This is a genomic window from Nocardioides sp. NPDC006303, assembly GCF_040613175.1.
Lineage (GTDB): Bacteria > Actinomycetota > Actinomycetes > Propionibacteriales > Nocardioidaceae > Nocardioides.
Map to the genome: position 1 here is coordinate 1 of NZ_JBEXRR010000043.1, position 12,271 is coordinate 12,271.

General features: G+C 68.9%; 12 protein-coding genes. 5 read left to right on the plus strand and 7 right to left on the minus strand.

All coding sequences use genetic code 11. The features are described from left to right. Window positions 1-183 precede the first annotated feature (183 nt). Entirely contained in the window at window positions 184-1,278 is a 1,095-nt protein-coding gene (locus ABZY89_RS24300) for a hypothetical protein (protein ID WP_355231346.1), read from the minus strand. Between the two features lie 100 nt (window positions 1,279-1,378). Between ABZY89_RS24300 and ABZY89_RS24305 the strand changes: the two genes are divergently transcribed. After that, window positions 1,379-2,341: a tyrosine-type recombinase/integrase gene (locus tag ABZY89_RS24305; protein WP_355231348.1), complete on the plus strand. Its 963-nt coding sequence runs from the start codon at window positions 1,379-1,381 to the stop codon at window positions 2,339-2,341. Window positions 2,342-2,352: 11 nt separating this feature from the next. Here ABZY89_RS24305 and ABZY89_RS24310 read toward each other — a convergent pair whose 3' ends face one another. Then, entirely contained in the window at window positions 2,353-3,378 is a 1,026-nt protein-coding gene (locus ABZY89_RS24310; protein WP_355231350.1) for a DUF4236 domain-containing protein, read from the minus strand. Window positions 3,379-3,536: 158 nt separating this feature from the next. On the opposite strand from ABZY89_RS24310, the gene ABZY89_RS24315 reads away from it, so the two are divergent. After that, window positions 3,537-5,120: a GMC family oxidoreductase N-terminal domain-containing protein gene (locus tag ABZY89_RS24315; RefSeq protein WP_355231352.1), complete on the plus strand. Its 1,584-nt coding sequence runs from the start codon at window positions 3,537-3,539 to the stop codon at window positions 5,118-5,120. 52 nt (window positions 5,121-5,172) lie between these two features. Beyond that, window positions 5,173-6,777, plus strand: a complete 1,605-nt coding sequence (locus ABZY89_RS24320; protein WP_355231353.1) for an AMP-binding protein — start codon at window positions 5,173-5,175, stop codon at window positions 6,775-6,777. Between the two features lie 14 nt (window positions 6,778-6,791). On the opposite strand, the gene ABZY89_RS24325 is transcribed toward ABZY89_RS24320, so the two are convergent. The 3 genes from ABZY89_RS24325 to ABZY89_RS24335 are packed head-to-tail and all read right to left on the minus strand — an operon-like array spanning window position 6,792 to window position 8,773. Further along, window positions 6,792-7,562 (minus strand): zf-HC2 domain-containing protein, encoded by a 771-nt coding sequence (locus ABZY89_RS24325; RefSeq protein WP_355231355.1) that lies wholly within the window; start codon window positions 7,560-7,562, stop codon window positions 6,792-6,794. Then, the gene (locus ABZY89_RS24330) at window positions 7,559-8,062 is read right to left on the minus strand and encodes a sigma-70 family RNA polymerase sigma factor (RefSeq protein ID WP_355231357.1); all 504 of its coding nucleotides are present in this window, start codon (window positions 8,060-8,062) and stop codon (window positions 7,559-7,561) included. Before ABZY89_RS24330 ends, ABZY89_RS24325 begins: the two co-directional genes overlap by 4 nt. 39 nt (window positions 8,063-8,101) lie before the next feature. Beyond that, window positions 8,102-8,773 (minus strand): YceI family protein, encoded by a 672-nt coding sequence (locus tag ABZY89_RS24335; RefSeq protein ID WP_355231359.1) that lies wholly within the window; start codon window positions 8,771-8,773, stop codon window positions 8,102-8,104. 137 nt (window positions 8,774-8,910) lie between these two features. Here ABZY89_RS24335 and ABZY89_RS24340 point away from each other — a divergent pair, with 137 nt between their 5' ends. After that, entirely contained in the window at window positions 8,911-10,095 is a 1,185-nt protein-coding gene (locus ABZY89_RS24340; RefSeq protein ID WP_355231361.1) for an acyl-CoA dehydrogenase family protein, read from the plus strand. A 215-nt stretch (window positions 10,096-10,310) separates the two neighbouring features. Here ABZY89_RS24340 and ABZY89_RS24345 read toward each other — a convergent pair whose 3' ends face one another. Next, window positions 10,311-10,802: a hypothetical protein gene (locus tag ABZY89_RS24345; protein ID WP_355231363.1), complete on the minus strand. Its 492-nt coding sequence runs from the start codon at window positions 10,800-10,802 to the stop codon at window positions 10,311-10,313. Window positions 10,803-11,162: 360 nt separating this feature from the next. After that, window positions 11,163-11,591 (minus strand): DUF4267 domain-containing protein, encoded by a 429-nt coding sequence (locus ABZY89_RS24350; RefSeq protein WP_355231365.1) that lies wholly within the window; start codon window positions 11,589-11,591, stop codon window positions 11,163-11,165. A gap of 99 nt (window positions 11,592-11,690) precedes the next feature. On the opposite strand from ABZY89_RS24350, the gene ABZY89_RS24355 reads away from it, so the two are divergent. Next, window positions 11,691-12,269: a TetR/AcrR family transcriptional regulator gene (locus tag ABZY89_RS24355; protein WP_355231366.1), complete on the plus strand. Its 579-nt coding sequence runs from the start codon at window positions 11,691-11,693 to the stop codon at window positions 12,267-12,269. Window positions 12,270-12,271 lie beyond the last annotated feature (2 nt).

Below are 12,271 nucleotides of genomic sequence, written 5' to 3' on the forward strand. Positions count from 1 at the left end.
GCAGGAAGGCGTGGACGTCGCCGTCGACCGCGGCGATCCGGTCGAGGTGGGCCTGGGTCAGCTCGACCGAGGTGGTCTCACCGGCGGCGAGGCAAGGTTGCGCTCTACCAACTGAGCTACGTCCGCTTGCGAGAAGAACAGTAGCGGATGTCGTCCGTTGACCTCCAACTGGGGTCCCGCGTGTCACGCACCCTCTTCCGGCACATCGGGTGATGCCGTACGCCGCTCGATCTGCTCCACCAGCTGCGCGACCTGGGCCTGGTGTGCCGCCCGCAGATCCTCGAGCCGTTCGCTCGCATGGGCGCGTTCACGGTCCAGCTCGGCGCGAGTGGCATCGCGATCCGCCTTCGCCGCCGCCTCGCTCCCGCGAAGGTCGGCCACCTGGTCCCGCAGGGCGTCGATCTGCTCGCGGGCGGCGTCGCGCTGCGTACGCAGCCCGGAGATCGTCGCCCCCGCACTCGCCGCCGCCTTCTCGGCGGCCTTCTTCTCCGCGATCAGCTGCTCCTGGAGCCGTGCCATCGCTTTCTCGGCGTGGTCGGCACGCGCGGTCTCGCTCCGCCGGCGCTGCACGGCCGAGGCGTGCTCGGCCTGCAGCTTCTCGAGCTTCTCGGCCAGGGCTTCGCGCGCCGAGGCCGTCTCGTCGAGACGCTTCTCGAGGGAGTCGATCGTCGCGGAGGCAGTTTTCGCCGCGACTGCCGCGTCGGACTCTGCTCTCTCCCGCGCCGCTTGGGCGGCCTGGCGGGACTCCTCGGCCGCGGTGGTGGCGGACAGCGCCTCCCGCAGGATCTCGGCAGAGCGCTCTGCCTCCTCCAACGCCTCCGCCGCGGCGGCATCTGCCTCGTCGCGCTCCGCCTCGGCCGTACGCTGCGCCTGCTCGGCGCGCACGGCACGAGCGCTCGCCGCGGCGATCTGCTCCTGTGCCTCGCTCTGCACGGTCGCTATCTGGGCCTCGGCAGCGGTCAGGTCGCCGAGCGTACGCAGCTCTTCCAGCGCCTTCGGAAGCTGGTCGAGGAACCTGTCGGCGAGCTGGGTCAGCTGGGTGGTGATCTCCGCGGCCCGCTGCTGGGCTGCCTGCACCGGTCGCGCGGTCTCCTCGGGATCCCGTGTCTCCACGAGCCTCTGCAGGCGCTTCCGTTCGCGCCAGGCGGCGGCTCGGTTGTGGGAGGGATCGTCGCAGTACTCCGGCGGCCGGCCGCTCCCGCTCTCCGAGGCCGCCGCGGGCAGCGGACAGCCGGGGAAGCGGCAGAGCTTCTCGTCCACAACAATCGTTTCCGTCATTACGTCAGCATAGCGTGACGAAAGACGTAACGAATACTCAATGTCATCCAAATGAGATCCCGACAAGACGCACAACATAACCGGCATTATGATGTGTCACGTGAGCACGCTCGAGAACCGTCCGCAGACCCCCTCCACAGACCTGGCCGTGACGGAATCCGTCAGGGAGCTGTTCCTGGACGATCTCCGGGAGCTGCCCCACGAAAAACGTGCCGAGGCTCTCGCCAGAAGGTTCCTGCTCTCGTACGCAGGGCACACCCGCGCTGCGTACGGACGAGACCTCGCCGACTGGTTCCGCTGGTGCGCCGCGCTGGAGATCGACCCGCTCGCCGCAAACCGGGCGATGGTCGACGGCTACGCCCGCCACCTGGAGACACGACGGAGCCCCGCGACGATCGCGCGACGACTCTCCGCCATCGCCGGCTTCTACCGCTATGGCGTGGCGGAGGACGTCTTGAGCGCCTCACCGGCCGAGCACATCAAGCGTCCCAAGACCAGCAACGACTCCCAGACCCTGGGCATGGACAGGGGAGAGGCGCGCGCCTTCCTCGCCACCGCGCGGGAGCACTCCAGCCGCGCCGCCGCGCTGGTGACCCTCCTGCTCCACGACGGCCTGCGTATCTCCGAGGCCCTGGGCGCCGACGTGAGCGACCTCAGCCACTCCCGCGGCCACCGCATCCTGACGATCACCCGCAAGGGCGGAGCGCGGCGCGACGTCGTCCTCAACCCGGCGACCTCACAGGCGCTCGACGCCTACCTCGACGCCCGCGCCGACGGCCCCGTCTTCGTCACCGCCACCGGCAACCGCTGGCACCGCTCCGAGGCCTTCCGACTCATCCGCAAACTTGGCGCCTCGGCCGGCATCGAGCACGGCGACAAGCTCTCCCCGCACAGCCTCCGCCACACCTTCGTCACCCTGGCCCGCGAGGCCGGCGTACCTCTCGAGGACGTCCAGGACGCCGCCGGCCACGCCGACCCCCGCACCACACGCCGCTACGACCGCGGCCGCCACAACCTCGACCGCCACCCCGCCTACGCCCTGGGCGCCTTCCTCGCCGACTGAGGACCCGAGAGCTAGTCGGCCGGAGCGGGCTCCGGCGTCAGCGAGTCGAGGAGGTCGCGTACACCGGGGATGCTCGCATCGGCAGCGATGACCCGCTCAAGGTCCTTGCGGGCCATGCCCTTCTTCCCTTGGGCGAGGTAGACCTGCGCCCGTTCCAGGTACGCAGCGAGCCGAAGCTCCGCCGGCCGCGACCGCGGTCGCAGCGCCTCTCGCAAGGCCTCCAGAGCTGCCTCGAGCAGCCCGGTCTGCCGCAGCGCCGCGGCCCGCTGGACCAGCAGGAAGGTCGACGCCTCGTCCTCGTTGACCAAGGCGTTGGTCACGTCGATGACGTCGTCGAAGCGGCCCGCGTCGATGTAGAGCTCGGCCAGGGAGACCGCCGCGATGGTGGTCGGCTCAAGACCCTCGGCGACGTCGATCGCCCTGTCGAGGTCGCCGCCCGCCTGGAGGGCTTCGACCAGCAGCAGGTCCAGGATCTCCTGGGAGAGCGGCAGCGCCACATCTACCCCGGCGGCGATGTGCACGGAGACCTCGCCCCCGGCGGCGTACGTCGCGATGAACGCGTCGTCCTCGACCCTCCGCCCGGCCGACCGCAGCCAGGAGAGGTTGTCGCGCACCCGCGCCATGTCGCCGCCCGGGTGCGCGACCAGGATCGAGTCGAGCACCACCGTCGACGGCCGGGCGTCGTCGTAGCGCTCCCCGATCCCGGCGATCCGGTCGTAGCGCTTCTCAGCAAGCGCCCGGAACAGCTTCTTCTCCCAGGCGGGCGAGAAGAACCCCGGCTCCGGCGCGGCCGGAGAAGACACCGCTGGAGCAGCCTCAGACCCACCCCGCATCTTCGCCCTGATTCGCTTCACCGAGGTCGTCTTCACGTAGTGGACACCGCTCCCCGGCAGATCGACCGTGCCGGTGACCCGGCCCTTGGAGTGCACGTTGAGGCTGAAGCCCTTCGGCCCCAGCGTCGTGGAGACCCCGTGCGGGGTCACGGTCAGCTTGATCCCGGGCAGGATCTTGATCTGCTTGCGGATGCGGAAACCCACGCGTCGTTCCTTCGCTCTCGCCGGCGCTCCCGGGCCGGCCCGGCGGCCTTCCGGGGGCGAAGACCGGCCCGCAGCGTACTGACTCATCTCCTCCCCAACCACACGTCCACGGCGGTAATCTTCCGAAAGCCCGTCATCGTTGACGAAGGAGATCCGGTATGAGCCAGGAACTGACCAGCGACTACGTGGTGGTGGGGGCCGGATCGTCAGGGGCCGTGCTCGCGGCACGTCTCAGCGAGGACCCGAGCGTCCGGGTCACGCTGCTCGAGGCGGGTCCGCGCGACAAGAGCATGAACATCCACATCCCGGCGGCGTTCTCGAAGCTCTTCCAGTCCGAGCACGACTGGGACTACTCCACCGAGCCACAGCCGGCGCTCGGCGGCCGTCGGATCTACTGGCCGCGCGGCCGGATGCTCGGCGGCTCGTCCTCGATGAACGCGATGATGTGGGTCAAGGGCCTCCAGGCCGACTATGAGGAGTGGGGCGCGGCGGCCGGGCCCGAGTGGGGCTGGGACGTCGTGAAGAAGACGTACGCGAAGCTCGAGGACGTCGAGGATGCCACCGCGCTGGACGGCACCGGTGGCCCGGTCCGCGTCGAGCGGCAACGGAGCCCCCGTCCCTACACCGAGTCCTTCCTCCAGGCAGCCGAGCAGGCAGGCTACCGGCGCGGACGGGCCAACGGCCCCAACCCCGAGGCGTACGCCGAGACCATGGTCACCCAGCGCCGAGGCTCCCGGTGGAGCACGGCCGCGGCCTACCTCAAGCCCGCCGCCAGGCGCGCCAACCTGAACGTGGTGACCGGCGCCCTGGTGTCGCGGGTGACCTTCGACGGCACTCGCGCCACCGGCGTCGAGGCCGTCGTCGACGGCCAGCAGACGACCATCACCGCCCGGCGCGAGGTGATCCTCTCCGGCGGAGCGATCAACACCCCGCAACTGCTGATGCTCTCCGGGATCGGTCCGGCGGCCCACCTGAAGGACCTCGGCATCGATGTCGTCCGTGATGCGAAGGAGGTGGGGGAGAACCTCACCGATCACCTCGTCGCCGGCATCGGCTGGGAGGTCGAGCAGGGTTCGCTGGCGACCGCGGAGTCGGCACGTCACCTGCTCAACTACCTGCTGCGCCGACGCGGGATGCTCACCTCCAACGTCGGCGAGGCGTACGGCTTCATCCGCTCGCGCCCCGATCTGGAGGCGCCCGACATCGAGATGATCTTCGCCCCGGTCGGCTTCTTCGACGAGGGTCTGATTCCGTTCGTGGGGGAAGCGGTCGTCGCCGGTCCGATCCTCGTCGACCCGGCCAGCCGCGGCAGCATCACGCTCACCTCCCAGGACCCCGCCGCCAAGCCGATCATCGACCCCCGCTACCTCTCCGATCCCGAGGGCAGGGACCGTGCTGCCATCGTCGAAGGTGTCCGGGTGGCGCTGGAGATCGCCTCGCAGCCCGCGCTCAAGCCGTTCCTCGGCAAGTTCCTGCGCCCCGACGTCCCGGTGGACTCGTCCGCGGACGAGGTCGCCGACGCGCTCCTGGCACGTCATGCCCACACCCTCTACCACCCGACCGGCACCTGCCGGATGGGCACGGACGAGGCCAGCGTGGTCGACCCCAGGCTTCGCGTACGCGGCGTCGAGGGCCTCCGCGTCGCCGACGCCTCGGTCATGCCCAGGATCGTTCGTGGCCACACCAACGCGCCCGCGATCCTGATCGGCGAGCGCGCCGCGGAGCTCATCACCGGCGACTGACACCCTCAGCAGACCCTTGGAACCCACCCGTGACTCAGGTCACACTGGGCTCATGACGGATTCCTACGCTGCCGGAGAGACCACCACCCCGCTGCTGGAGGAGACGATCGGCGCGAGCTTCGACCGCACCGTCGCCAGATTCGGTGACCGCGAGGCGCTGGTCGATTCCGGCAGAAGGTGGACGTACGCCGAGATGAGCCGCGACGTCGACGCGCTGGCCGTCGGGCTGCGCAAGGCCGGGATCGGGAAGGGCGACCGGGTCGGCATCTGGGCACCCAACTGCGCGGAGTGGACGCTGACCCAGGTCGCGACCGCGAAGATCGGCGCGATCCTGGTCAACATCAACCCGGCCTACCGCACCCACGAGCTGGCGTACGCCCTGACCCAGTCGGGCATCAGGCTTCTCGTCTCCGCGCCCGCGTTCAAGACCTCCGACTATCGCTCGATGGTGGCCGACGTCCGCGGCGACTGCCCCGACCTCGAGCAGACCGTCTTCATCGGCGACCCGGAGTGGACCGCGCTCCTCGAAGCCGGCGCCGGCGAGCGGCTCACCGACCACGTCACCTATGAGCTGAGCCCCGAGGATCCGATCAACATCCAGTACACCTCGGGCACCACCGGCTATCCCAAGGGCGCGACGCTGAGCCATCGCAACATCCTCAACAACGGCTACTTCACCACCGAGACGATCGGCTTCAACGAGAACGACCGGCTGGCTATCCCGGTGCCCTTCTACCACTGCTTCGGGATGGTGATGGGCAACCTGGGCTGCATCACCCACGGGGCCACGATGGTGATCCCGGGCCCTGCCTTCGACCCGGCCGCCACCCTGAAGGCGGTCCAGGACGAGCGCTGCACGGCCGTCTACGGCGTACCCACCATGTTCATCGCGATGCAGAGCCACCCCGACTTCGGCACCTTCGACCTCAGCACGCTGCGCACCGGGATCATGGCGGGCAGCCCGTGCCCGGTCGAGGTGATGAAGCGGTGCGTCAACGAGATGCACATGAGCGAGGTCTCGATCGCCTACGGGATGACCGAGACCTCGCCGGTCTCGACCCAGACCCGGATGGACGACGACCTCGAGCACCGCACCGCCACCGTCGGCCGGGTGCACCCGCACGTCGAGGTACGCGTCGTCGACCCGACCTCCGGCGCGGTGCTGCCACGGGGCGAGGCGGGTGAGTTCCAGACCCGCGGCTACTCGGTCATGCTCGGCTACTGGGCCGACGAGGAGAAAACCCGGGCGGCGATCGACGAGGAGGGCTGGATGCACACCGGCGACCTCGCCGTGATGAACGCCGACGGGTACTGCAACATCGTCGGCCGGATCAAGGACATGGTCATCCGTGGCGGCGAGAACATCTACCCCCGCGAGATCGAGGAGTTCCTCTACACCCACCCCGACATCGAGGACGTCCAGGTCATCGGCGTGCCCGACGATACCTACGGCGAGGAGCTCTGCGCCTGGGTCCGCCTGCGCCCCGGCGCCGAGCGGATGACGGCCGAGACCCTGAAGACGTACGCCGCCGGCAAGCTCTCCCACTACAAGATCCCGCGCTACGTCCTGGTCGTCGAGGAGTTCCCGATGACCGTGACCGGCAAGGTCCGCAAGGTCGAGATGCGGGAGAAGACGGTTTCCGAGCTCGGACTCTAGGGCTCTTCAGAACCTCAGGTCAGCGAGGCCGCCGCGACCGCGGTGTCCTCGCCGACGAGGGTGATCTCGACCCGCTCGACGTCGGCGATCGGCACCGCGGAGGAGGCGTCCAGACCGAGCGTCTCCCCGCCCGACCAGGTCCACGACCCGGCGACGGTGCGCGCGCCGTCACGGCCGACCAGCACCAGGTCGTACGTCACCGGCTCACCCGGATAGTCGGACGGACCCGGCGGGCTCTTGCCGGGCTCGGGCGGGTAGTGGCAGCTCCACTTGAGCTTGGTGCCCCACGAGGTCGGGGTGACGACGAGCTGGGCCCACATGTCGACGCTGCCCACGGGCCTCAGGTCGACGGTGCGTACGTTCGCGCCTGCAGAACCCGACGGTGTGGCGGAGGTCGACGGGGCCGCGACCGGCGGCTGGGTGCCGTCACGACCGAGCACCAGACCGCCGATCGCCGTGCCGCCGGCGAGAAGGACGACGGCAGCCGCGACCGCGAACGCCCGGCGGCGCAGTCGCGACCTGTGTACGGCCCCGGCCAGCTCCGCCAGCGGCGGAGTCGCGACCGCGGCGGGCTCTTCGAGCAGCTCCTCGGCCTCCCCGCGCGAGAGCGCGCCGAGCAGCCCGGGCATCCCGGCGAGCTCGGCGACGGCGTCGTGGCACACGCTGCAGCCAGTCAGGTGCCGCTCGTAGGCCCTCCGCTCGCTCGGGCTCAGCGCCCCGAGCACGTAGGACGCGTCCCAATCGGCGTACGTCTCGTGTGCGGAGGCGTCCAGGTCGTCGTTCATGAGGTGACCCCCTTCTCTTGCAGGGCGAGACGCAGGGCTCGCAGACCGTAGTGCAGCCGGGACTTGACCGTGCCGGGCGGGATGTCGAGCTCGTGGGCGAGCTCGGCGACCGACCGGCCGCCGTAGTAGGCCCCCACCACCACCGCCCGGTGATCGGGGGAGAGGGCGAGCAGCGCATCCGCGACGACCCAGGAGTCGAGCACCGCCTGGGTCTGGTCGGCTCGAGTCTCCTCGGGCGGCGACTCGGCGGCGTACTCCCGCTTCCGGCGCGCGCTGCGCAGGTCGTCGATGACAAGGTTGCGGGCGGTGGTGAACAGCCAGGCGCGTACGCCCTCGTCGGACCGCTGCAGCACCTCCGGATGACGCCAGGCGCGCAGCAGCGTCTCCTGCACCACGTCGCGCGCCTCCTCGGCGTCACCGGTGCGGCGTACGACGTAGCGGTAGAGCGCCTCCGAGTGGGCGTCGTGCACCGCTACGAGCAGCTCGTCCTCCGCACCCATGTCACCTCCCGCACGCACCCAGGATCCCAGAGACCCGGGTCAGCTCTTGGCCAGGTCGAGCGAGAACTCGACGCTGCCGGTGTCCTCGACGCTCACGAAGCCCAGGTTCGGCGCCTCGACACCGAAGTCGGCGAAGGTGATCGGGACGCTCCCGACGACCTGGAGCGCATTGGTTCCGTCGCCGCCGACCTCGGCGTCGACGGTCACCGACTTCGTCTCGCCGTGCACGGTGAGGTCACCGACGAGCTCGACCTCGGTAGCGCCCTCCTCGAGGGCGGCGGGCTCGGTCAGCTCGAAGGTGGCGGTCGGGAACTGGTCGGCCTCGATCGCGTTCTCGCGGAAGTAGCCGTCGCGGTTGTCGGAGTCGGTTGCGATCGTCGCGACCTTGACCTCGATGTTCGCCTCGGTGACCTCGCCATCGGCGATGGTGACCTCGCCGGTCACGTCCTCGGTCCGGCCGGTGACGGTGACGTCCTCGCCCTGCAGCACCTCGTCGAGGCGGTAGCCGGCGTACGAGCCGTCCGAGACGGTCCAGGTGCCGCTGCTGTCGGCGCCGTCCGCGGGCGCGGCCGACGCGCTGAGGCTGGGCTCGTCGGCGGCCGCGTCCTCGGCCCGGTCCGCGTACCACCCGGGCCCGAAGATCACCGCAGCGCCTCCGACCACGACCACTGCCGCACCGATCCCGATTGCTGCTTTCGTACGTGTCCGCACGCCGATTCCTCTCGCCTGGAGGCTGACCCGATGCCGGCCTTCACCCCTACTACGGAGCGCGGTGGCGAACGGTTCAAACGACTTCCAGTGACGGGTGACACAATCGGCAGCGCCCTCTCTCGACCCAAGGAGACCCCATGCCCCAGACCCCGCTCGAGCTCTTCGGCACCGAGGCCCTCATCGGCGATGAGGAACGCGCGATCCGCGACACGGTGAGATCCTTCGCGGAGAAGGAGATCAAGCCGCACCTCGCGGACTGGTTCGAGGCCGGCGAGGTCCCGGTCCGCGAGCTCGCTCCCGAGCTCGGCAAGCTGGGTGTCCTCGGGATGCATCTGGAGGGCTACGGCTGCGCGGGCACCAGCGCGACGGCGTACGGCCTGGCCTGCATGGAGCTCGAGGCTGCCGACTCCGGCATCCGCTCGCTGGTCTCGGTGCAGGGTTCGCTGGCGATGTTCGCGATCTGGAAGTGGGGGAGCGAGGAGCAGAAGCAGGAGTGGCTGCCGCGGATGGCCGCCGGAGAGGCGATCGGCTGCTTCGGCCTCACCGAGCCCGACTTCGGCTCCAACCCGGCCGGCATGCGGACCCGGGCGCGCCGAGACGCGTCGGGTGACTGGATCCTGTCCGGCACCAAGATGTGGATCACCAACGCCCCTGTCGCCGACGTCGCAGTCGTCTGGGCCCAGACCGACGAGGCGCCCGACGGCAAGGGGATCCGCGGCTTCGTGGTCCCCACCGACACCCCGGGCTTCTCCGCGCCGGTGATCAAGCAGAAGCTGTCCCTGCGTGCCTCGGTCACCGGCGAGATCGTCCTCGACGACGTACGCCTCCCCGAGTCTGCCGCGTTCCCTGATGTCAGGGGCTTGAAGGGTCCGCTGTCGTGTCTGAACGAGGCCCGCTTCGGCATCGTCTTCGGCGCCGTCGGTGCGGCCCGCGACTGCCTCGAGTCCGCCATCGCGTACGCCGCCTCCCGCGAGATCTACGACAAGCCCCTGGCCGGATTCCAGATCACCCAGACCAAGCTCGCCGACATGACTCTCGAGCTCGGCAAGGCGATGCTCCTCGCACTCCACCTGGGCCGCCTGAAGGACGAGGGCACCCTCCGTTCCGAGCAGATCTCCCTCGGCAAGCTCAACAACGTCCGCGAGGCCATCGCCATCGCCCGCGAGTGCCGCACCATCCTCGCCGCCGCCGGCGTCACCCTCGAGTACCCGATCCTCCGCCATGCGAACAACCTCGAGTCGGTCCTGACGTACGAGGGCACCAGCGAGGTCCACCAGCTCATCATCGGGCAGGCGCTGACAGGGGAGTCCGCCTTCCGCTGACCCTTTCTCGCTCGCTCAAATACCGCCTCACGGGGCGAACGAAAATTCGTTCGTCCCGTGAGGCGCTTCGATCAACTCACCGCAGGTGAGTTGATCGGTGAAAGAAAAATTTCTTTCAGCGCCAGGACCCTTCTCCTCGAGAGGAAGCGGCAAGCGAACGAATTTTCGTTCGTTACAGAGTGCCGCTCGCGACGGCCGCCCCGTGCATCAATCATCTAGGGCAATTTGATCCCCGTCAGCTGTACGTAGAGCGATGCCGCACCGACAAGCAATGCGAGGACAGCGACAGGGCCGCCGATGACAGCCCATCGTTTGACCGATTCAGCGGATGGGTTCCAGCGCGCGGGCCTGTGACTAGCGCTGAGTGTGGCAGGTATCGTGATTGTGCTGGTCCATCTCGGGGTAAGGATGACATCGATCATCCAGAAGAGTGACAGCGTCACCACACCAACCGTGATCCAGCCGGTCGGACTACCTTTCGGGTTGCCCGCTGCGTCGACGGGGAACCAGTCGAATGCGCTTGCCGGCGGTGGGCTAAGCGCCCAACTCAACATGAGGAGACCCCACAGCGCCGCGTTGATCAAGCCGAGGTAGACAAGGTAAGCACGATGCCGACGCAAGAGAGCCTGGGCGGCCCGCAACAGCAACTCGGCGGTATGCGGATCTGAATGCCTGATCGTGATGGTGTCGTGATCGCGCGCCGCCATCGAACTTGAGCACCGACGTCGACATGAACGCTGCCCCTCGTCCCTGCAGCACGCAGATCGCAGCGCAATGCGCCAACGTACTTGGACTCTCCGCGCGGCGCTTTAAAGGTCTGTCGAATGGACCCGCGTCCCGAAGGCCAGCCAGCGACTCGATGGTCTCCTCGAAAGAGAAATTGTCGCTGAGGACCGCGCGTACGGTCAGATCGTCTCCAAGACTTGATGATGCGGTCTCGACGAACTCAGCCAGTTCATCTATCGGCACGCGGCCGCAGATCTGGGACGTCCGACGCAGCTGTACTCGCACGACTGACGATCTTAGATGCACTCGGCCCGCTCTCTGACCGATCGACGCTCCGAGCCTCAGACTGCAAGAATCTCGGAGCTTGGGATGGAGGCATCAGCGGGCTTGCGCGTCTCCCAGAGGATCAGCAGGCCGCTGATCGCGATCACGACGGCGGTGAACCCGTGGACGCCGAGGGCGGCCGCGACGGTGCCGTCGTGGGCCAGGACGTTGATCATGTCGCCGAACGGGGCGACGGCCTCCATCAGCAGGACCAGGCCCAGGGCGCGGCGATGGCTGGTCACCAGCAGGATCGCGGTGATCAGACCCATCGAGAGCTCGCGGATGCCCTTCATGACCAGGAAGCCACCGCCGTCGCCCTCCGGCCAGGTCGGCAGCCCCACGCCTGGCGCAGACGCCTCGGGAATCAGGATGAAGGAGAACCCGAGGTAGAGGGCGAACAGGGTAACAGCGGTGGCCAGGACGGTGTTGACGTTCTTCAGTGACATGGTGATGCTCCTCCGAGTAAGGCTATCTAGCACTGCTAGCGCATGAGTCGACGCTAGCAGTGATACTGCTCGGATGTCTAGCAGTGCTAGGCTCAAGCCATGTCGGTACAGGAACGCAAGCAGCGCGAGCGGGCGGACCGCGAGCGGCTCATCGTGGCGACGGCCCGCGAGCTCGCCGAGCAGCAGGGCTGGGACGCGGTGACCACACGCCGACTCGCCGAGCGCATCGAGTACAGCCAGCCGGTCCTCTACAGCCATTTCCGCGGCAAGCGCGAGATCATCGGTGCCGTCGCGCTCGAGGGCGCCTCGGAAATGGCCGTGGCGATGCGGTCGGCGACGGCCGCCGCGAGCACTCCGCGCGAGCGGGTCGCCGCCCTGGCCCGCGCTTATCTCGACTTCGCCGAGCGCAACCCGGCGGTCTACGACGCCCTGTTCCAGCTCGACGGGGGCCTGGCGTACGCGCAGGAGGACACCCCCGAGCAGCTGAAGGACGCCTTCGCGGCGCTGCTGGAGACGCTGGGTGAGGTCGCCGGCGACGGCGTCGAGCCGGAGCTGTTCACCGAGGTGTTCTGGGCGTCCCTGCACGGAGTGGCGACCCTGACCCGCTCGGGGCGTCTCCTGCCGGAGGACGCCGAGCGCAGGATCGAGCTGCTGGTGGATCGCCTCACCGTGCTCTGACG